19 protein-coding genes (1 of these 19 running past the window's edge) are annotated in these 21,193 nt (G+C 32.4%); 2 read left to right on the top strand and 17 right to left on the bottom strand.

Annotated elements, in window-relative coordinates; translation table 11 throughout:
* Positions 1-196: 196 nt before the first annotated feature.
* The 16 genes from CD116_RS13890 to CD116_RS06805 form a co-directional block, all read right to left on the bottom strand.
* Complete coding sequence (locus tag CD116_RS13890) at positions 197-334, bottom strand: hypothetical protein (protein ID WP_224757356.1); 138 nt, start codon at positions 332-334, stop codon at positions 197-199.
* 173 nt (positions 335-507) lie between these two features.
* The gene (locus CD116_RS06875; protein ID WP_047529505.1) at positions 508-1,122 is read right to left on the bottom strand and encodes a phosphatase PAP2 family protein; all 615 of its coding nucleotides are present in this window, start codon (positions 1,120-1,122) and stop codon (positions 508-510) included.
* A 16-nt stretch (positions 1,123-1,138) separates the two neighbouring features.
* Positions 1,139-2,209 (bottom strand): undecaprenyldiphospho-muramoylpentapeptide beta-N-acetylglucosaminyltransferase, encoded by a 1,071-nt coding sequence (locus CD116_RS06870; RefSeq protein WP_047529503.1) that lies wholly within the window; start codon positions 2,207-2,209, stop codon positions 1,139-1,141.
* Positions 2,210-2,220: 11 nt separating this feature from the next.
* Complete coding sequence (locus CD116_RS06865; RefSeq protein ID WP_047425497.1) at positions 2,221-2,730, bottom strand: GNAT family N-acetyltransferase; 510 nt, start codon at positions 2,728-2,730, stop codon at positions 2,221-2,223.
* Positions 2,731-3,505: 775 nt separating this feature from the next.
* A complete protein-coding gene (locus CD116_RS06860; RefSeq protein ID WP_047550731.1) occupies positions 3,506-4,996 on the bottom strand; it encodes a S41 family peptidase in 1,491 nt (496 codons plus the stop codon).
* 184 nt (positions 4,997-5,180) lie between these two features.
* Positions 5,181-5,402 carry a YozE family protein gene (locus CD116_RS06855; RefSeq protein ID WP_000801009.1) on the bottom strand — a complete coding sequence of 74 codons (222 nt, stop codon included), beginning with the start codon at positions 5,400-5,402 and terminating at the stop codon, positions 5,181-5,183.
* Positions 5,402-5,902, bottom strand: a complete 501-nt coding sequence (locus tag CD116_RS06850) for a PTS sugar transporter subunit IIA (protein WP_047550734.1) — start codon at positions 5,900-5,902, stop codon at positions 5,402-5,404. The genes CD116_RS06855 and CD116_RS06850 overlap by 1 nt, the downstream gene beginning before the upstream one ends.
* A gap of 11 nt (positions 5,903-5,913) precedes the next feature.
* Positions 5,914-6,342, bottom strand: a complete 429-nt coding sequence (gene msrB, locus CD116_RS06845; protein WP_047425507.1) for a peptide-methionine (R)-S-oxide reductase MsrB — start codon at positions 6,340-6,342, stop codon at positions 5,914-5,916.
* Positions 6,335-6,868, bottom strand: a complete 534-nt coding sequence (msrA, locus tag CD116_RS06840; protein ID WP_031787038.1) for a peptide-methionine (S)-S-oxide reductase MsrA — start codon at positions 6,866-6,868, stop codon at positions 6,335-6,337. Before msrA ends, msrB begins: the two co-directional genes overlap by 8 nt.
* An 85-nt stretch (positions 6,869-6,953) precedes the next feature.
* Positions 6,954-7,793 (bottom strand): fatty acid kinase binding subunit FakB2, encoded by an 840-nt coding sequence (fakB2, locus tag CD116_RS06835; RefSeq protein ID WP_047550737.1) that lies wholly within the window; start codon positions 7,791-7,793, stop codon positions 6,954-6,956.
* A gap of 13 nt (positions 7,794-7,806) precedes the next feature.
* Positions 7,807-8,286, bottom strand: coding sequence for a dihydrofolate reductase (locus CD116_RS06830; protein ID WP_047529494.1), 480 nt, complete (start codon positions 8,284-8,286; stop codon positions 7,807-7,809).
* A 199-nt stretch (positions 8,287-8,485) separates the two neighbouring features.
* Positions 8,486-9,442, bottom strand: a complete 957-nt coding sequence (locus CD116_RS06825; protein ID WP_047550740.1) for a thymidylate synthase — start codon at positions 9,440-9,442, stop codon at positions 8,486-8,488.
* A 423-nt stretch (positions 9,443-9,865) separates the two neighbouring features.
* Positions 9,866-10,303, bottom strand: a complete 438-nt coding sequence (gene brxA, locus CD116_RS06820) for a bacilliredoxin BrxA (protein ID WP_047550743.1) — start codon at positions 10,301-10,303, stop codon at positions 9,866-9,868.
* Positions 10,304-10,318: 15 nt separating this feature from the next.
* Complete coding sequence (locus tag CD116_RS06815) at positions 10,319-11,443, bottom strand: virulence factor (RefSeq protein ID WP_047550746.1); 1,125 nt, start codon at positions 11,441-11,443, stop codon at positions 10,319-10,321.
* A 37-nt stretch (positions 11,444-11,480) separates the two neighbouring features.
* The gene (locus CD116_RS06810; protein ID WP_047550749.1) at positions 11,481-11,732 is read right to left on the bottom strand and encodes a NifU N-terminal domain-containing protein; all 252 of its coding nucleotides are present in this window, start codon (positions 11,730-11,732) and stop codon (positions 11,481-11,483) included.
* Between the two features lie 11 nt (positions 11,733-11,743).
* Entirely contained in the window at positions 11,744-11,938 is a 195-nt protein-coding gene (locus CD116_RS06805; protein ID WP_001795441.1) for a zinc-finger domain-containing protein, read from the bottom strand.
* Positions 11,939-12,182: 244 nt separating this feature from the next.
* Here CD116_RS06805 and CD116_RS06800 point away from each other — a divergent pair, with 244 nt between their 5' ends.
* Together CD116_RS06800 and CD116_RS06795 are read left to right on the top strand one after the other, a co-directional pair.
* Complete coding sequence (locus CD116_RS06800) at positions 12,183-12,887, top strand: queuosine precursor transporter (protein WP_047550752.1); 705 nt, start codon at positions 12,183-12,185, stop codon at positions 12,885-12,887.
* A gap of 235 nt (positions 12,888-13,122) precedes the next feature.
* Entirely contained in the window at positions 13,123-13,524 is a 402-nt protein-coding gene (locus CD116_RS06795; protein WP_047550758.1) for a ribonuclease HI family protein, read from the top strand.
* A gap of 58 nt (positions 13,525-13,582) precedes the next feature.
* Here CD116_RS06795 and ebh read toward each other — a convergent pair whose 3' ends face one another.
* Positions 13,583-21,193: the 3' end of a hyperosmolarity resistance protein Ebh gene (gene ebh / locus CD116_RS06790; protein ID WP_103325226.1), read on the bottom strand. It continues 23,907 nt past the right edge of the window; the window shows 7,611 of its 31,518 coding nt (coding positions 23,908-31,518); its start codon lies beyond the right edge, outside the window; it ends in the stop codon at positions 13,583-13,585.

Below are 21,193 nucleotides of genomic sequence, written 5' to 3'. Positions count from 1 at the left end.
GCTTTATAAATTTAATCCTGAAAGTTACCTAAAATGCGTAGTGAAAATAACTTTTAAGCTGCAACATTAATATTTCTATTTTCACATAATATGAATGACTTAAACATAATCAGGTCCATAAATGAATAAGCATCGGTTTAATCCTACAAATTTTAATAAATACTGTAAATTAGTATGTGCAAGTCCATAATTATTTTTAAAATTTTTTATACTTTAAAATTGCATTATAAAGGGCTTTATTTACATTTGATAAAAAATTTCTCAAAAAAGTTTTAGTTTCTAATTGACAATGATTCTCACTAATGTATAATAGTAGTTGAAAATGATTATCAATACCACATAGAACATCCCCCCCACAACGTTTCGTTCATGTTGGATTGGTCATTTTCAGATATTCCCCTTTTATATGCCCGTAAAAGACAATATACGTTATAACAACGTTTTATAAAAGCAGTAAACCCTTACGACACTTTAGGTTTACTGCTTTTGTTATGTTCATATATATATTTAATTTAATAATTTATTTTTTAGTAGTACCGTTGATAAAATAATACAAAATACGCCACCTATAATACCGGCAATTATATCAGTCGGGTAATGTACACCTAGATAAACACGGGATATTGAAATTAATAGAATCATCACTGAACATAATCCGATAAGTAAACCTTTTGAATTACCATGTCCAAACCGATTTAAAATATAAATACCACTTCCAAAATATGCTGTTGAACCCATCGCATGTCCACTTGGGAAGCTAAACCCTGTTATGTCAATTAAACGTAATAATGTTGGTCTCTCTCTATCAAATATATTTTTTAATGCTGGATTTAAAATTCCTGATAAAGCCATTGTTAATGCGAAAAATAATGCTTCAATTTTATGGCGCTTTAACATTAAATACGCCACAAGAAGTAATGAAATACATAACATTGCCCATACTTCACCTACTTTAGTAGCACCAAGCATAATAGATGTCGTTATGAAGCTCTCAGATGCATAAATAAATTCATAAACTTCATTGTCGATCCATTTTCCAAGTCTTGATTCATGAAAAAAAGCGATGATTCCAAAAACCAAAGTAAAAACAATGAGCAAAGAGATACGTTTCCATTGACTCATAAAGCACTACCTCCCATTAATTCAAAGCATCTTTAATCATTTTATTAAATAAAGCTTCCTTAGTATAACTTTGTTCATAAGCTTTCATGTCATTGATGATTTGAGTTCTTTCCTTTTCTATAACAGTTAATTCTTCTAATAAATTTTCCGCAGTTAATTGATTTTCTTCAATTGTCTTTGCATAACCTTTTTCAGCAAAGTGTTTGGCATTATCAATTTGGTCACCACGTGATTGATCTAAACCTAGTGGCACTAGTAACATAGGTATTCGTAATGTTAAAAATTCATAAATGGCATTTGAACCCGCTCTACTTATAACTGTATCAGCAATAGCTAATAAATCTGTTAAATCTTCCTTTACAAATTCATATTGTACATAACCAGATTTTTTTACTTGATTATCATTTAACCCTTTACCAGTTAAATGAATCACTTGATATCGCTGTAGTAATGCGTCTAAATTCTTTCTAATAATTTCATTTAGCTTTTTACTACCTAAACTTCCACCCATAACGAGTAGTACTTTTTTATTATTATTAAAACCTGTCAATTGGTAACCTTTGTGAGCACTACCACTTTTTAAATCTTCACGAATTGTAGCTCCTATGAAATCTGCTTTATCTTTTGGTAAGTAATTTAACGTTTCTTCAAACGTCGTATAAATTTTCTTAGCAAATTTTAGTGCAATCTTATTTGCTAAGCCAGGTGTTAAGTCAGATTCATGAATAATTGTTGGTATTTTCAAAGATTTAGCTGCTATAACAACAGGTACTGATACAAAACCACCTTTTGAAAATAATAAATCTGGTTTTTCCTTTTTCAAAACTTTACGAGCATCTAAAATACCTTTCAATACTTTAAATACATCTTTTGCATTTTCTAATGAAATGTATCTTCTTAATTTACCACTCGAAATAGGATAATACGTAATTGCTGGTAATTGTGTTTCAATCATTTCTCTTTCAATTCCATTTTTAGAACCAATATAAAACGCTTCATGACCCTGGGATAATGCAGTCGGAATTAAACTTAAATTTACTGAAACATGTCCAACTGTACCACCACCGGTAAACGCGATTTTCGTCATTAATATTACCTCTATTCTTTTAAATTTTTATAATATGCATAAAAAGGCTCACCTTTATCATAAGGCGGATATTCCATTAATTGTTCCCCTACCTTATGAAAACCGAATTTAGCAAACAAACCTTGTGCTGGCTTATTTAATGCAAATGTATCTGTTAAAATAACGTTAGCTCCACGTGCTTTTACTACATCAATCACATAATTAAATAATTCTGTTGCTGCACCTTTATAATCTTTGGATCCAGTTAAACGATGTATGACAAAAGCACCATCTCTATTTACAGGCCAGTCAATGTCATCATACCATTCTGCTTGATTTTGGTCGACAACAATAAAGCCATAAATTTTGTCATTTTCCTCTAAAACATATAAGTAGTCTTTCGCAATATCTTCTTCGAAATGTTCCAAAAGTGGGTACTGATCGTCCCATTGTTCGTTGTCGTGTTCCTTCATAATTTCTTTCGCTTCTTCTACAAGATTTAAAATTTGATCTAAATCTGTCATTTTACCCAGACGAATCATGTACGTCACTCCTCGTATAATAAATTTAAAATGCGTTTTATTGCACATGTTATTCATACACACTATCGTGATACTTTAAACGTTTAATATGCATGAAAAACAGTAATTATAAAACATTGGGACAATAGTAGCCGATAAAAGTAGCATATACTAATAACAAAGTAGTTAGTGGTCATGAAATCAACTGTCCATAATTATGTTTACTTCAATTAATTGCCTTAAATGACATAATATCAGTCTTGATTCTTAAATGTTCTACCGACTTTTATTAATACTGAACGTCTAATTTATAACTTTTGTTATCCAACGTCAACAAGAGAGTAGGACAGAAACGATAAAAACCTCTAATGATTTATTATGTAGAGGAGGTTCTTACGCATTAGCTACAACTGATGTGTACTTAAAAAGGGAATACATTAGTAAAACTCATGCATAAGAAATACTAATTTCTAAAGAAAAAGTATTTCTTTATTGTTGTCTCCCCAACTTGCACATTATAGTAACCTGACTTTCTGTCAGCTTTTGTGTTGGGGCCCCGCCAACTTGAATTGTCTGTAGAATTTCGTTTTTGAAATTCTCTATGTTTGGATTCGTTCTCTGGCAAAATTGTAGAGTCTAGGACATCACTTTATATCTCAGGTACCTAATGAAAGCATTTTTTACTTACTTATTTTTGTTTTTAAAAAACACACTTCCTAAAATGTAACTAAAAACATTTCTGAAAGTGTGTTATCGTAATTTAACTATAATATTTTCTATAAATTTCTATCATAAATTATTTAAGTAGTTTAAGTAATTTGTCTAGAACATCATCATGTTTATTAGCTTTTTCAACTAATAATTCTGTAAATTTATTATTTGTTTCTTTATTAAATTCACCGTTTACTTCAACTTTATTATCTTGTTGGAACGCTTTAACTTGATTTTCTAAATCAGTATCAAATTTAGACGATTCGTTACCTACATTATAGCCTAATGCAGATAATCCGATTTTTATTGTTTTAACATTTTTATCATCATCGCCTAATTTAAATGTTCTAGAACTTGGAATAACATTTAATGATTGATATTTCGGTGTATTTATAGCTACATCTGGCTTAATACCTTTACCGTGAATATAATGACCATTTGGAGTTAACCACTTCATCTCTGTATATTTTAGTAATGAGCCATCATCAAACTCACGTGTAGTTTGAACAATGCCTTTTCCAAATGTCTTAGAACCATATACCTTTGCCTTATGATAATCTTTTAACGCACCAGTAAACACTTCAGATGCACTTGCTGAACCTTCATTCACTAAAATAGAAACATCCATATCTTTAGCCTCTTTTAAAGCATCATTTGATGTTTTAATTGATTCTGTGTCATTACCTTTTTCAAGTTTAACTACAGTTTTACCTTTATCAATAAAAATATTAGACATTTTAACAGCTTCATCTAATAAGCCACCTGGATTATTTCTTAAATCTAAAACAATTTTTCTTAATCCATCTTTATGCGCTTTAAGAACTGCATCTTTTAATTCACCTGAAGTATCATTTTGGAATTTATTGATTGTGATAACACCAACGTCACTTTTTTTCTGATATTCAACACTTTTGACATGAATTTTTTCACGTTTAATTTTTACATCTTTTTCTTCACTACCACGTTGAACAGTTAAAGTTACTTCAGTATTTTCTTTGCCTCTCACTTCTTTGACAACTTCATCAAGTGCTTTTCCTTTAATTGATTTGCCATTAACTTTAGTAATAACATCTTTCGGACGTATACCTGCACGTTCTGCTGGAGAACCTTTCATAGGACTTGTAACCATAATTTGATCATTTTTCTTTTGCATTTCTGCACCGATACCTACAAAATCACCTGATACGCCTTCATTAAATGATTTCGTTTGTTCTTGCGTTAAATATTCTGAGTAAGGATCTTTAAGTTCTTTAACCATGCCATCAATTGCTGCTTTCGTTACCTTATCAGAATCTTGCTTTTTATAATAATCCTTATTTAAAGTTTTATAAACATATTCAATCTTGTTTAAATTTTCTTGTTCTGTTTTACTTAAACCACTTATTTTTTGATTAATAAAAATATAGGCAAATACCGTAATAATAGCTGTAATTAAAATTGTTGCAATAATAATGGATATAAATTGCCAACGTTTAAAGTGAACTTGTTTCTTCGGAATTTGCTGATTCTGTTTATTCTGCTGTTCGGACTCGCTCTGAACAGCATTGGATGAAGATGTATGTCGCTTATCATCCATTTTATCACTTCCTTAATTATGGACTTTACATATATGTGTAGTTAATCATATCAATTTCTGCAGAATAGCGCACGATATTTCATTATAAATTGACATTTTCTAGTTTGAAATTATTTTTATCCAAATTAAAACCAGGATAATAGCGTTGCATCACCCTGGTTCTAATTATAATTGCCTTAATTAGCTAAAATTTTAGCCATTCAGTATATTCTTCATATAAATCATCAAATACAGACATTGGTAATGTAAAATCACCATGTGTTTCAATATAGTCAGATAACGTGTTAAAATCATCTTCATGTTTTGGAAAAGCAAGATCATCAAATATCTCTTCTGCAAGACGACCTTTATCATCGTGTCTACCACGAACTGTCATAACAAATTGATAAAATGAATAATTTTTCATTAGTTCATTGACACATCAATAACTTTTGTTTCGCCTTTGATGACTGCTTTTTCATCGTGAATATTGATAGAAGCTACTTGATCAGAGTTTGTAATAATGATTGGTGAGATTACAGATTTAGCATTTTTATTAATGAATTCGAGATTAAATCTTACTAATGGATCACCAACATTTACCTCATCCCCACTAGATACTAGCACTTCAAAGCCTTCACCATCTAATTGAACGGTATCTAAACCGATATGAACTAATAATTCTAATCCGTTATCAGCTTTTAAACCAATAGCATGCTTAGTTGGAAAGACATTGTCAACACGACCTGAGATTGGAGATACTACTTCTCCCTCAGTTGGATTAATGCCGAATCCTTCACCCATCATTTTTTGCGCGAAAACAGGGTCTGGAACATCTTCAATCTTTACGTATTCACCTGTTAATGGTGCATAAATCGCTATATCTTTATTAACTTCTTTGCCTTTACCAAATAATTTTTTAAACATACTTTCCACTCCTACTTATCAAAATGTGATATTAAATCGCCGTAACCCAACTCTTCTAATTTGTCATATGGAATAAATTGAATTGCAGCGGAATTGATGCAGTATCTTAATCCGCCACTTTCTTTTGGACCGTCATTGAATACATGTCCTAAATGGCTATTTGATTCTTCTGAACGAACTTCAGTTCTTAACATACCAAATGATTTATCAACTAATTCAATAATTTCTTCATCGTCTAGAGCTTTTGAAAAACTTGGCCAGCCGCATTCTGAATGAAATTTTTCTTCTGAAGTAAATAATGGTTTACCAGAAATTTTATCTACGTAAATGCCTTTAGCAAAATGATTCCAGTACTCATTCATAAATGGTGGTTCAGTGCCATTTTCTTGAGTGACAATGTATTCAATATCTGTTAATTCACTTTTATCTTTTTTAAGCATTTTGATTCCCCCAATGTGATTCTATAAACGCCTTTCTACCAGAACCTCGTTGATACTGGTAATAATGTACCGGGTTCTTTTTGTAGTAATCTTGATGGTAGTCTTCAGCTGGATAGAAATTTTTATATGGTTTAATAGGTGTAATCACTGGTTTCTTGAAAATACCTTCTTCATTCAATTGTTGTTTTTTAAATTCAGCAGCTTTCTTCTGATGTTCATCATGATAGAAGATCACTGGTTGATAGCTTTCGCCTCTATCGAAAAACTGACCTTGATCGTCGGTAGGATCAAATGTTTTGAAATATATATCTAATATATTTTCAAAGGAAGTAACCTCTGGATCAAATGTAATTTGTACTGCTTCGACATGGCCGGTTTGATTCGTACATACCTGTTCATAAGTAGGGTTTTCAACGTGACCACCACTATAACCAGATACGACTGACTTGATGCCCGGATATGATGTAAATGGCTTTACCATGCACCAGAAACATCCTCCTGCTAATGTTGCATATTCTTTTGTCATATGAATTACCTCCTTTATCTATCTAATTATAAATTTAGTCTATAAAAGATTGAAATGGAAGTAATTAACACTGAAATTGATAAATTTACTGCTTAAGGACTACAAGTCCAATAGCACCCTGCCCTGTATGTGCTGAAATTACAGGTGTAGTTACATTTATATCGTAGTTATTTATTGGGAATGCATCACTAAACACTTTTTTTAATTTATCAACATATTCAATGACATTAGCATGAGCCACACCAACGGATTTAATTTCATGATTACCAATAAATTCAGCTATTTCCTTTTTCAAGTATTGGATACTAGAATTTTGAGTTCTTGCATTGTGCACAAGCTCCAAGCGACCATCATCGAGTGTACCAATTGGTTTAATTTTCATAAGATTACCTATTAAACCTTTAGTTTTACTGATTCTACCACCTTTAATTAATTGATTTAATTGTCCAATAACTACGAATAATTTAATGTTTTCTCTAAAAGTATTTAGCTTTTCGACAATTTCGTCTGTAGATAAATCTTTATTTATTAGTTCAACTAAATGTTGTATTTGATATCCTAAACCAAATGAAATAGATTTAGAATCAATGACCGTTACATTTGCATCTACCATTTGACTCGCTTGAAATGCTGTATTAAAAGTACCACTTAAACCGGAAGAAAGATGAATACTTATGATTTCTACATCATCTTTTCCTAGTTCTTCGTACATTGATATAAATTCACCTATAGCAGGTTGACTTGTTTTAACATCTTCATCATTTTCAATATGATTTATGAATTCTTCAGATGTAATATCGACTTGGTCAACATATGATGCACCTTCAATAGTCAAACTTAAAGGAACTACATGGATGTTGTGTTGTTCTAAATATTTTTTTGATAAATCGGATGTTGAGTCTGTCACAATAATCTGTTTTGTCATGTGATTCTCCCCCTTATTTTTTTCGAATTAGATGTAGGAAGGTATGTGGAATTGTATTTTTTTCATCGAGTTGGCCTTCATCTGAAGAAGCCACTTCCCAATCTTCAAATGTGTAAGGTGGAAAGAATGTATCGCCACGGAATTTACCTTCAATGACTGTAATATACATGTCATCTACTTTATCAATCATTTCTTCAAATAATGTCTGTCCCCCAAATACAAAAACATGCCCAGGTAAATTGTATATTTCATCAATTGAATGAATAACATCAACACCATCAACTGCAAAATTTGTATCGGTTGTCAAAACCACATTACGGCGATTTGGCAACGGTCGACCGATAGATTCAAATGTTCTTCGACCCATGACAAGTGTATGACCAGTTGATAATTTTTTGACATGTTTCAAATCGTTTGGTAAATGCCAGGGCAATTGATTTTCAAAACCAATTACACGTTGCAAATCATGTGCAACTAGAATGGATAAAGTCATAATTATCCTCCTTCTTCTATCATTTCATTTTTTACTACTAAGTTACCTTTAATTTAACACAATTTTCACCATAAAGTGTGATAGAAATAATGATTTTGCATAATTAATGAAAACGTTTAACACAAAAAAGTACATTTTAACACTTGAAAATACTACAATGACATTTTGATGTCTAGATGGTTAGTTAATTATGCAATGATTACACCGCTATTGGAGCTTTAATTGCTGGATGTGATTCATAGTCAACAATTTCCAAATCTTCGTAATTTATATCGAAAATAGACTTGTCACTGTTAATTTTTAATGTCGGCGGATTGAAGCTTTCACGTGCTAATTGAGTTTGAATTGCATCAATGTGATTTGAATAAATATGTGCATCTCCAAATGTATGCACAAATTCTCCTACTTCGAGTCCACATTCTTTGGCAATAAGGTGTGTTAATAAAGCATAGCTTGCGATATTAAATGGCACACCTAAAAAGATATCTGCACTACGTTGGTACAACTGGCAACTTAGCTTACCACCTTGGACATAAAATTGGAACATTGTATGACAAGGCGGAAGTGCCATTGTGTCGATTTCTGTTGGATTCCATGCAGATACGATGTGTCGTCTTGAATCTGGATTATGTTTAATTTGTTCAATTACTGTTTTAAGTTGATCAAAATGATTGCCATCTTTATCAACCCAATCTCTCCATTGCTTTCCATAAACGTTACCTAAATCACCGAATTGCTTCGCAAAAGTATCATCTTCAAGAATGCGTTGCTTAAACTGGTTCATTTGTTCTTTATATTGTTCATTAAATTCAGGGTCGCTCAATGCACGATGTCCGAAATCTGTCATATCAGGACCTTTATATTCGTTTGATTTGATATAATTTTCAAAAGCCCATTCGTTCCAAATATTATTATTATACTTTAATAAGTATTGGATGTTTGTATCTCCTTTAATGAACCATAATAATTCGGTTGCTACTAATTTAAAAGAAACTTTCTTTGTTGTTAAAAGTGGAAATCCTTTAGATAAGTCAAAGCGAAGTTGATGTCCAAATTTCGAAATCGTACCTGTGTTCGTCCGATCATTTCGTGTATTTCCTATTTCTAAAACTTCCTCACAAAGACTGTGATATGCTGCATCAAATGAATTTAACATATGCGATAACACCTCATTTTCATTATTTATACTATGTATATTTAGTCCGATATAATTTAACTTTATGTAGCATTTTATTACCACTAATTTAAGGAATATGACATTAATTTCATGAATTCCGTTACTTTATTTATAAAATTTTGATTAAGCTACAATTACATAATTACGCGATATAAGCTTCCAATTGCTAATTGTTTACCCAAATCTATAACTTTAATGCTAAATAATTTTAAAAAAGAGGTTAACACATACTTTAAATATTATGTTTGATGTCCTATTAAAACAGCTAAATTTCGAGAAAATATAGTTAATGTGTACGGTCTTTATTTAACAATTGATATTCAACTATATTCTCTATTTTCAATGACAGACACCATTTTTAATATTATGAAATGTGTTAACCTTTATCTTTATTTATGTGTACTATTTACAATTTTCGTCAAAGGCGTCCTTTAAGTCCATTGCAATGTCATTAATATCTCTACCTTCGATAAATTCTCTAGGCATAAAATAAACCAAATCCTGTCCTTTAAATAAAGCATATGAAGGACTAGACGGTACTTGCTGAATGAATTCTCGCATTGTAGCTGTTGCTTCTTTGTCTTGTCCTGCAAAAACTGTAACTGTATTTGTTGGTCTATGTTCATTTTGTGTTGCAACAGCTACTGCAGCTGGTCTTGCTAATCCAGCTGCACAACCACATGTAGAGTTAATAACTACAAAAGTTGTGTCATCAGCATTTACTTGGTTCATATATTCTGTTACTGCTTCGCTCGTTTCTAAACTTATAAAACCATTTTGAGTTAATTCGCCACGCATTTGTTGCGCAATCTCCTTCATATAAGCATCATATGCATTCATATTTAATTCCTCCAATTAAATTGTTCTGTTTGCCATTTGCTTCCATACTGAACCAAGTGCTTCATCTCCGTTTTCAATACGAGATATGGCCATTTCGATTTGTAATTTAACTTCAAACGCATTGTCATTGATATGGGCTTTAAGTGCAGGAAGTTGCTCAGTATTACCTTCATCAAAGATAAACATTGCAGCACGCCACCTAACAATTTTCTGAGGGTCATCTAAGAGTAACACCATTTCTGGTAGTGCTTCTGGATACCCTAAATCACTTATACAATCCCCTGCTGTTCTTCTTACAGCAGGACTTTTGTCACGAAGTCCTTTATACAAGTACGGCAAAATATCTTTACTTTCAATCATACCTAATAATACAATCGCTTGACGTCTAACTGGTACTTTTTGATCAGATAACGCTAAATCAAGTAAAGGTATATCTTCAAAAGTCGGCTTTGGAAAATGATTTAACATTCGTAATCGAGTCTTCCAATTATCAGTCACAAGATATTCATCCAAAGAGACATGTCGATAGAAATGATAATTATTAGTCGTATGCCTTTCTTCTAAAGCATGTTTTACCAATACAGATAATTGTGATTCTGGATAGGTAACCAGTACTTCCTCTAAGACGCTAGACATTACTTCTTCAATATCTCCATAGCGATTTCCTAAGTCTAACCATTTGCGCATAAAAACGATATTATCACGTTCTGTTTGCGCTTGAGTCATATGATCAACATATGTTTGCGGTAATTGTTCACGTAATTCTTGGTCAGCAGAAGTTAATTTAATTTGATATGGAATACCTTTAAAAGTTAATAGTTCAGCTTTAATTTCACCAAAATGTTTATCAATTTGTGTTTCTTTTGCAGATTCTAAAACCTGATTTCCACCAGAAAAAACTACTTTAATTTTGGGTAATATTACTTCCCAATCAGCTTTTGGTGCCTTATCAACAGCTAAGAAGTCCAAGACATGAAAAATAGACGTGATACCATCTATAGATAACAGCTGATTAATAAACCTTGGTTGTGTTGCTTCAACTTTTTTATATGTGTTAGATAACTTGTCTTCTCTTGTATATGACAAAACAACTTTCATTGTATTTGGACTTGGTGTTGGCTCTATACGTAAAATTTCCATATACTTTATTCCCCCCGAATACTAGTTGATGAAAAATTTATTCGAATACAGCCTCTACTTTTGGCAATACCGTTTCCCAATTTGCGTCATTTTCTTTATCTACTGAAATAAAGTCCATAACATGGAAAATTGATTTAACACCTTCAATCTTTAAGATGTCATTAATAAATGCTGGCTGTGAATCATCAACTTTAGTATACGTATCTGATGTCATACCTTCTCTGGTTTCACTAAGTGTAATCTTCATTGTGTTGTGGTTCGGTGTTTCTGATATAGATATAATATGCATTTGACTTCCTCCTATTGAAGTTCATTTCCTAATTGTTTTATTTCTTTCCCTATTGAACACTCATTGATACAAAAATGATGTGCCTTCGTTTTCCCCTCTAATTTACGCAGACGAGTTTTGATTGGACATTGATTGCAATAAGTATTCATTAAATCATCTATTTTCGCGAGTGCATTTTGCTCTGAAAAAGTTAAAATACGCGACACTTCCTTTATTACTTCAAAATATTGCAACCTTGTAAATAAGTGTTACTGTTTTAAATTTGACATAAAAATATTATAACATTTTTGACCCTAAGATTTGAATGAAACCTTTTACAATTCTATACGTAAAATGTATTTATATTCAATTACTATTGCATCGCAAACGATTTTTCAGTAAAATAAGTAAGTTATTTATTGAGCGGTTTCTAAACACCCGCATGATCAAAATTTAGGAGGACATTTTAATATGTATAATGAAATTTTAGGACTAGTTACGTTTTTTGCAACGTTTGTACTTATGGTACTTATGTATCGTTTTTTCGGTAAGCAAGGTTTGATTGCATGGGTTGCTATTGGCACAATCATCGCCAATATACAAGTAATTAAAACAGTAGAAATTTTTGGTATTTCAGCAACATTAGGAAATGTTATGTTTGCTTCTATTTATTTAGCAACAGATATATTAAATGATATCTATGGGCGTAGGGTTGCAAAAAGAGCAGTTTGGTTAGGCTTTTCTTCAACATTAATTATGATTATTGTTATGCAATTATCATTACATTTTATTCCTGCACCAGAAGATATGGCACAAAAAGCATTGCACGCAATCTTTGATGTTGTACCACGTATTGCATTAGCATCTATCATCGCATATATTATCGGTCAACATATTGATGTATTTATCTTTTCACTAATTAAAAAGGTGTTTAGTTCTGACAAAACATTTTTCATCCGAGCATATGGTAGTACGTTTTTAAGCTCAATAATTGATACAGCATTATTTGTAGCAATTGCATTCGTTGGAAGTTTACCTGGTACAGTTGTATTTGAAATATTTATTACAACATACGTACTAAAATTATTGTCAACGATTTTCAATGTACCATTCGGCTATATTGCTAAATCTTTTTATCGTAAAGGGAAAATTGATAAGTTAGATCAAGGATATTAAAAGACTTCAAATAAATTTTTTATGACATATATTTGAAAATGTTTTATCAAGATGATTTTTTAATTATGAAGTCTATTACAGCTACTATGAATTAAAAACATTTCAGACTCAGCCATAATTTTTAACACGTATTACTTAACTTAAGTGATGCGTGTTTTTTAATGGATTGTTCAACATATTTTGTATTACAGTAAAAGTAACTTTAACTAAGTATTGAAAAGAAAGTAGGTTAATTATGGCGAAAATTAATTTTGATGCTGCGACAAAAGGAAATCCAGGAGTAAGTACGTGTGCCATTGTAATAAAAGAAGATGAGCAGCATTATACATATACGCACGAGTTAGGTGAAATGGATAATCACACTGCTGAATGGGCTGCTTGTATTTATGCATTAAAACATGCACGTGAATTAAATGTTCACAACGCACTATTATATACTGACTCAAAATTAATTGCAGATAGTGTTGAAGCAGGATATGTGAAAAACGCAAAATTCAAACCTTATTTTGATCAAATAGAAATATTTGAAAAAGATTTTGATTTATTATTTGTTAAATGGATACCAAGAGAACAAAACAAAGAAGCGAATCAATACGCACAGCAAGCACTTTATAAATTAGTAAAAAAGCATAAATAAAAGGAGCACCGACTGATGTGAAGTCAATCGGCGCTCCTCTTCTTATCGAAGAAGCGAATTATTTTTTATTTTTTTTAGATTTCTTTTTCTTCTTTTTAGCTGATATCTTTTTAGAAGCATTTTTTGACGTTGAATTTTTGCCTTTTGATTGATTATTTTTTTGATTTTTCTTTTCAACCAATAATAAAGGTACGTCCTCATCCTTAGATTCAATACTAGTTGTTGTTTCAACATTTTCCTCTTTATCTTTGCGACGTTTTGCAATTAAGATTGGTGAATGTTCGTTATCTTGTAACACTTTTTCATCTGTGTTTTCATTTGTAACTTCAACATCTTCTTCATCTTCTTTTCTGCGACGTTTAGCAAATAATAGTGGTAAATGCTTAATTCCGTCTAAAGCATCTTTTTTCGTATCTTTATTATTTTCTCGAATTTCTAATTCTTCCTCATCATCTTCTTTACGACGACGTTTTGCGATGAAGAACCAGAAGCTTGCAAGTAAACCAGATATTCCTACAACTCCTAGTGCCCCTTTAAGAACATTAGAGAAATTGTTACCGAAGTGACGCATATGAAGCGGATCAATGTCATCATCTTCTTCGTGTTTCTTCTTACGTCCATTCGTCGAATTGTTATATGGATGATTTGTAGTGCCATAACCAACTCGTGAATTTCCAGATTCGTGAATTACTATATTTCTTGGTTGCGTACTATTCTCAATCGGTATAATTTGAACTGCTAAAATACGAGCGATACCTTTATTTAAAGCATCTTCAACTTCTTGAGTCGAATGTGCACTGTTAATATTTCTAATTGTATCAAGCACAATTTCTTTAATATGATTTATAGCAATTTGTTTTTCATCAGCTGTACCAATTGTACTATTTCGAATACTATCAAGTTTATCATTAGAAATATCTTTTACCCTTGATATAGCTTGTTGTTTTTTCTTAACTAATTCAACACTAGTTGGGCTTACCGTACTAATTTGTGAGTTAAATTGACTTAACTGTTCCTTAATATCAGCAATGTTTTGTGCACGTTGAATAGCTTTAATTGTATGATCTTTTAATTGATTTAAAATAGCTATTGCTGCTTCTTTTTCTTTATCTGTCAGATCTGTGCGTGCATGTATTTCATCAATTTTATGCTGAATTTCAACTTCAATCGCTTTGATAGCATTAGCTTTGGCTTGATCAATAGTAAATTGATTTGGATTAAATTGTTCGATGTGTGCTTGTTCTTGGTGTTGAACTTCTTCAACTGAGTGAACATTAGGTGCATTATTAATATAATCAATTGCTTGTTGTTTAAGCTTATTAACTTCTGCAATTGCTGCTTCTTTTTGTTCAGGTGTTAATGTATCGTCGTTATTGATGTCGTTAACCTTTTGTTGTGCAGCATTTTCAATTGATTGAATCGCTTGCTGTTTCGCAATTGTTAATTCTTTTTCAATCACTTTAACTGGAACATCAACAATCACTTTTGTTCCATCAAGTAAAGTAACTTCAACTTTTGCTGTTAAGCTATCTGAAATGTTACCTGTAGACGGTGTTTCGATTACTTTCGCTGTAATCTGATCTATTAGGTTAATATGTGCTAGAACATCTTGTTCTGTAATGATGTCATCACGGTGTATGATTAGTTCACCATTTACAAGTATTTGTTCAGGTGTGGCTTCTGAAATATCGTTTACAGCAGGTTGTTCGTCAGCTTCCCATACATGCGTATTTCTAATATCATCTAAACCTAAATCTAAACCTTTATTTAATTGATCTTTTGTTTGAGCATTTTCAATATTTTGTAATGCTCGTTTTTCAGCTTCGTCAATTTCTTTAAGTGCTTTCGCTTTTTGCTCAGATGTTAAATTGGTATTTGAATTGATTTGATCACGCTTAGCATTTGCTAATGATTTTATTGTATTTTTCGCATCTTCTTTAGTTTTCACTAAATCTTGGATAGCTTGTAATGCTTGTGCTAAATGCTCTTTTGCTTGTTCAATTTCTTCTTTAGTCATCGCATTGTTTATGTCGTTATGACCTTGTTCAAGTATTTGATTGATTTTATCTTTAAGTGCTTGTTTTTCCTTATCTGTTAGATTTGGATTTTGATCGATTGCATCAATTAAAGCTTGAACACGTTTATCAACATCTTGTTTCGCATCTTCTTTAGTTCTCACTAGATCTTTGATGGCTTGTAATGCTTGTGCTAAATGCTCTTTTGCTTGTTCAATCTCTTCTTTAGTCATCGCATTGTTTATGTCGTTATGACCTTGTTCAAGTATTTGATTGATTTTATCTTTGAGTGCTTGTTTTTCCTTATCTGTTAGATTCGGATTTTGATCGATCGCATCAATTAAAGCTTGAACACGTTTATCAACATCTTTATTTGTATCAATTTTAGCTTTCGGTATTTCATTTGCGTGCACTTGTATAATCGCTTGGTTACCAGCTGTTTGAACTTCAGTTACAGTTTGATTACTTAAAGATTTATTAATGTTGTTAATAATATTGTTTGCTAATTCTTCTGCTTTATTTTTCGCAATAAGTTTGTCTTGATCAGTTGCATTTGATGCTTCGATTTCTTTCAATTTATCAGCTAATGCTTGGTTAACTGCTTGAATTGCTTTTTCTTTGGCTTCTTGTAGACGTTGCTCACCATTAAGATTTTGAATTGCATCGTTTACTGTTTGAATTGCACCATTGATTTCATTCACATTTGTGTTATCACTATTTGTTAACACATTAGCTAGACGTTTCGCATCAACAAAGTTTGATTTAGCATTGTCATCAGCATTTCGATAATTAACAGTTTGTTCTACATTTGGAATTTCATTGTCAACTAGGTGCTTCAATGCTTCCATTGCGTCATTCAAGTCGATTTGATTATTAACAATATCTTTTACACCTGCTACAGTATCGGCATTATTAATGGCTTGATGTGCAAGATCTTGTTGTTGTTTATTTAAGCCATTTAATGTATCGATATATGCATTTGCTTTTTCTTTGGCATGTGCAAGGTTTTGATCGCCGTTTAAAGCTTTTTGCGCATCGATAATATTTTGTTTCATTCGCTCAACTTCAGCTTTAGTGATTGCACTACCTTGAAGTTTATCTAACTCATTTGCTGCATTCATAACGGCATTATCATAATTCGATTTTAAGTTATCATCTGCATTTTGGTAATTTGAACTACTAATAACATTTAAGTGATGCTCATCAATATATTGCTGTAAGCCACCCATTACTTCATCTAATTGTTTAGCCCTATTAATCGCTCGAGACACTTTGTTAAGTGTTTCAGCATTATTAATTTGTTGCATTGCTAATTGTTTTTGTGCATGGTTTAACTGTGCTAATTGATCTAATCTTTGTAACGCTTCAGATTTACGATTGTTTAGTCTTTCTTCTCCGTTTAATGCATTCTTAGCTGCAGTAACTGCTTCATTTAATTTAATAACTTGATCTGAAGTTAAATTTTGACCTGTCGTTTTATCAAGTGCTTGTTTCGCATTTTCAACTGCTTCATCATATGCACGCTTCAATTGCGTATCTGCATTGACATAATTCGTACTACCTTTCGGACGACCTTCATTTTCAGAAATATCTTGAGACAATTGACCCATTGAACTATTTAGCACTTTAGCTTCATCTACAATTTGTTGAATTTCATTTAAATCATTTGACTGATTAATTCTGCCTTTAAATCCATCTTGTTGTGCATGATTTAATGCATTTAATTGATCAATGTCATGTTTACCATTTGTTTTAGCAATAGCCACACGTTCATCGCCATTTAATGCTTGTTTGGCATTTAAGATGTTTTGAAGAGCTTGATCTAATTGTTGCTTATTTACATTTTGTTTCAATACATTTTCAGCATCAGTAATAGCTTGTTTATATGCATTTTGCTTATCTGAATCTGCTTGAGTGTAATCTATAGTTTGCTCAACGTTTGTATGCGCATTAACCGCTTGTTGTAATTGATCCATAGATTGGTTCAATTGCGTTGCTTGATCTACTAGTTCAGCTATTGGTTGAAGCATAGTCGCTTGATCAATGTCTTGTTTAGCAGTTGCAATCTGATCAACATTTAAATGTGTTAATTGGTCAATGTTTTGCTTCGCTTGTGCTTTAGCTTCAGTGACTCTCTCATTACCATTTAACTCATTTTCTTTTTCTTGAAGCTTAGTTAACGCTTGTTCAACTGCGTCTTTATTAGCATTTGAACCATTAGTAGGGTTAATAATGCTTTGCGCAGCTTGTAACGCTTGATTCACTGCTTCTTTTTTATCCGTTGACGCTTCAGTGTAATTTGGACGAGCCTTATCTGTGTTAACTTGATCTACTTTGTTCTTCAATGTTTCCATCGCATGATCAAGTTCAGTTGCTGTTTGAACATGTTGTGCAACTTCTGTTCTTGTAGGTGCTGCATTAATAGCATCTGTTAATGATTGTTGTTGTGCATGATTTAAGTTTGGTAATGCATTAACAGTCGTTACTGCTTGTTGTTGATCATGAGCAAGTTTTTGATCACCATGTAGGTTATCTTTTGCAGTAGTAACAACTTGTGTCAATTGCTCTACTTGTGACTTATCAAGTGTTGGATTACCTGCTTGGTCAATTAAATCTTTCGCATTTTGAACTGCTTCTTGATATGCATCTTTTTGCAGCTTATCTTCATTGATAAACTTGCTACCAGATTCAGTTTGTGGTTGATCTTGGATGCTATCACGTAATGATTGCATTGCTTGATTTAATGCATTTGCTTCAGCTAATTTTTGAGCTACTTCGCCACGAGTTGCTGCATTGTTTATTTGACTTTCAAGTGCTTGACGTTGCGGACCATTCAAACCATTTAATTGATTTAAATCAGTAACCGCATGTTGTTTATCGTCTGCTAGTTTTTGATCACCGTGTAGGTTATCTTTAGCTTGGTTAACAGCTTGTGTCAATTGTTCTATTTGCGCTTTATCAAGTGTAGGATTTGATGTTTGATTAATTAAATCTTTCGCGTTTTGTACCGCTTCTTGATATGCATCTTTTTGCGGTTGATCTTCATTGATAAACTTGCTATTCGCTTCTGTTTGCTGTTGATCTTGAATACTATTACGTAAATCTTCCATTGCTTGGTTAAGGGCTTGTGCTTCAGCTAATTTTTGTGCTACTTCATCGCGAGTCGCTGCTTGATTAATTTGATTTTCAAGTGCTTGACGTTGCGGTGCATTCAAATTAGATAAATTATTTATCGATTCATTAGCGTGTTGTTTATCATCAGCTAGTTTTTGATCACCATGTAAATTGTTTTTAGCATCAGTTACTGCCTGTGTCGCTTGATCAATAATTGATTTAGCTAATGTAGGATCAGTTGTTTTGTTGATCAAATCTTTTGCACGTTGTACCGCTTGTGTATATGCATCTTTTTGCGCTTGATCTTCGTTAATAAACTTGCTACCCGCTTCTGTTTGTGGTTGATCTTGAATGCTATTTTTCAATGCTTGCATTGCTTCATTTAATGCTTGTGCTTGTGCAATAATTTCAGCCACTTTCTCACGAGTTGCAGCATTATTTATTTGATTTTCTAGCGCTTGTTGTTGAGCTGGTGACAATTGATCTAAATGATCTAGAGAATTTCCAGCTGTTTGCTTATCTTGAGCTAAGCGTTCAACTCCGTCCAACGAATTTTTAGATGACATTACTGCTTGCGTTGCACTTGATACATTACCTTTATTAATTGTTGGATTATTTAATCCTGCAATGATAGACTCAGCATTTTGAACTGCTTCATCATATGCTTGTTTTTTATTCAGTTCTGCATTGACATAGGCACTGCTCGCACGTGTTGCATCTTTGTCAGCAATACTTTGTTGCAATGTATTCATAAGTTGATCTAATGCTTGTGCTTCAGTCAAATCATGGTTAACGGCTGTTCTAGTTGTTTCACTATCAATTAACGTATCTTCCATATGTTTTTGAGCATTGTTTAGATGCGCTAATTGGCTAACCGTTTGTTTCGCACGATCTTTATCATTTTGTAATTTCACATCACCATGTAATGCTGCTTTCGTTGTATTCACAGTTGTCGCTGCTTGATTAATTGCGTTATTATCTAACGTTGCTGTTTGTTCATTGATAATATTATTTGCAGCTTGAACAGCTTGATTATAATTTTGTTGTTCTGGTTGATCTTCATTGATATAAACGCTATTCGCTTTAGTTGCTGCGTTATCTGAAATACTTTCTCTTAAACCATGCATTGCTTGGTTAAGCGTATTCGCATTTTGCTCAATTTGAAGAACCGCGGTAACTAAAGTTGCAGCTGTAACTTGGTCTTTTAATGCTATTTTTTGAGGATCATTTAAGCTTGTTAAAGATTCAATTGCTTGCGCTGCATTTGCTTTAGCAACTTGTAAATTATGATCTCCGTTTAACGCTTGAAGAGTAGTTTGAACTTTAGTTATAGCTTGTTCTACTTCTGTTTGGTTCGCATTTTGACCAGTTTGTTTGTTAATTATAGCTTCTGCTTCATTTACTGCTGTAGTATAAGCAGTTTGTTTATCAGTATCAGCATTGACATAGTTGCCACGTTGTTCAACTTCTTGATGATTCGCAATCGTATTAATCAAGTTACCCATTGCTGTATTTAAAGCTTCTGCTGTTTGCTTATGACCATTAACTGTTGCAATATCTGATGATTGTGTAATTTGTGATTGTAACTGTTGCTTTTGCGCATTATTCAAATGATCTAATTGATTAAGTCTGTTGTTTGCTTGTTGTTTAGCTGCTGTAAGGTTTTCATCACCATCTAATGTAACTTTCGTGTTATTCACTTGTGTCGTTGCACTATTAACTTCATCTGGATTCATCGTAGGTGACGTTGTTTGATTAATGATGTTTTTAGCAGCTGTTACAGCTTGGTTATAGTCATTTTGTCTTTGCGCAGTTGCATCATGATAATCTTCAGATGCTAATGTCGCTTGGTTATCCGCAATACTATTTCTTAATAATTCCATTGCATGATCTAACGCTTGTGCTTTTTGATTTATCGTAGTGACATCTGTAACAAGTGGCGCTTGAGTAATTTGACTTTCAAATGAATGTTTTTGTGCATCATTTAAGTGTGTTAGATTCGCCAGTTGTTGTTTCGCTTGTTGCTTAGCATTCGCTAAATTATCATTACCATTTAATGCTTGTTTCGCTGTATTCACTTCATTAGTGATGCTTTCAACTTGGGCTTGTACTTCATTAGTACCACTTTGTTCATTTAGTAATGCTTCAGCTTTTGCTACTGCCTGTTTATACGCATTTTGTTTGTCAGGATCTGCATTTAAGTAATTACCATCCGCTAATGTTTGAGCCTTATCATTAATAGCTTGTGATAATTGATCCATTGCATGATCTAGGCTTGTTGCTGTTTGTTTAACTTGAGTTACTGTAGCAATTTCAGGCGATTGATCGATTTGACCTTTTAATGCTTGTTTTTGAGCATCGTTTAAATGCGTCATTGCATTGACAGCATCTTTAGCATTTTGTTTTTCAGTTGCCAATTTAGCTTCACCATTTAAACCATTTTTAGCATCAGTCACTTGAGTTAATGCACGTGTAATGTCATCTGGGTTAAGCGTTGGATTTGTCGTTTGATTGATAATACCTTCCGCTTGAGACACTGC

The sequence above is a fragment of the Staphylococcus schweitzeri genome (genome assembly GCF_002902405.1).
Classification (GTDB): domain Bacteria; phylum Bacillota; class Bacilli; order Staphylococcales; family Staphylococcaceae; genus Staphylococcus; species Staphylococcus schweitzeri.
This window is presented reverse-complemented; position numbering and strand designations above follow the sequence as displayed.

Excerpts from the sequence above, each read along its gene's own strand:
- CD116_RS06830 (WP_047529494.1), bottom strand. The coding sequence starts at position 8,286 with ATGACTTTATCCATTCTAGTTGCACATGATTTGCAACGTGTAATTGGT.
- CD116_RS06860 (WP_047550731.1), bottom strand. The coding sequence starts at position 4,996 with ATGGATGATAAGCGACATACATCTTCATCCAATGCTGTTCAGAGCGAG.
- brxA (WP_047550743.1), bottom strand. The coding sequence starts at position 10,303 with ATGAATGCATATGATGCTTATATGAAGGAGATTGCGCAACAAATGCGT.
- CD116_RS06875 (WP_047529505.1), bottom strand. The coding sequence starts at position 1,122 with ATGAGTCAATGGAAACGTATCTCTTTGCTCATTGTTTTTACTTTGGTT.
- msrB (WP_047425507.1), bottom strand. The coding sequence starts at position 6,342 with ATGCTTAAAAAAGATAAAAGTGAATTAACAGATATTGAATACATTGTC.
- CD116_RS06855 (WP_000801009.1), bottom strand. The coding sequence starts at position 5,402 with ATGAAAAATTATTCATTTTATCAATTTGTTATGACAGTTCGTGGTAGA.
- CD116_RS06825 (WP_047550740.1), bottom strand. The coding sequence starts at position 9,442 with ATGTTAAATTCATTTGATGCAGCATATCACAGTCTTTGTGAGGAAGTT.
- CD116_RS06810 (WP_047550749.1), bottom strand. The coding sequence starts at position 11,732 with ATGCATATTATATCTATATCAGAAACACCGAACCACAACACAATGAAG.
- CD116_RS06815 (WP_047550746.1), bottom strand. The coding sequence starts at position 11,443 with ATGGAAATTTTACGTATAGAGCCAACACCAAGTCCAAATACAATGAAA.
- CD116_RS06800 (WP_047550752.1), top strand. The coding sequence starts at position 12,183 with ATGTATAATGAAATTTTAGGACTAGTTACGTTTTTTGCAACGTTTGTA.
- CD116_RS06795 (WP_047550758.1), top strand. The coding sequence starts at position 13,123 with ATGGCGAAAATTAATTTTGATGCTGCGACAAAAGGAAATCCAGGAGTA.
- msrA (WP_031787038.1), bottom strand. The coding sequence starts at position 6,868 with ATGACAAAAGAATATGCAACATTAGCAGGAGGATGTTTCTGGTGCATG.
- CD116_RS06870 (WP_047529503.1), bottom strand. The coding sequence starts at position 2,209 with ATGACGAAAATCGCGTTTACCGGTGGTGGTACAGTTGGACATGTTTCA.
- CD116_RS06850 (WP_047550734.1), bottom strand. The coding sequence starts at position 5,902 with ATGTTTAAAAAATTATTTGGTAAAGGCAAAGAAGTTAATAAAGATATA.
- fakB2 (WP_047550737.1), bottom strand. The coding sequence starts at position 7,793 with ATGACAAAACAGATTATTGTGACAGACTCAACATCCGATTTATCAAAA.
- CD116_RS06865 (WP_047425497.1), bottom strand. The coding sequence starts at position 2,730 with ATGATTCGTCTGGGTAAAATGACAGATTTAGATCAAATTTTAAATCTT.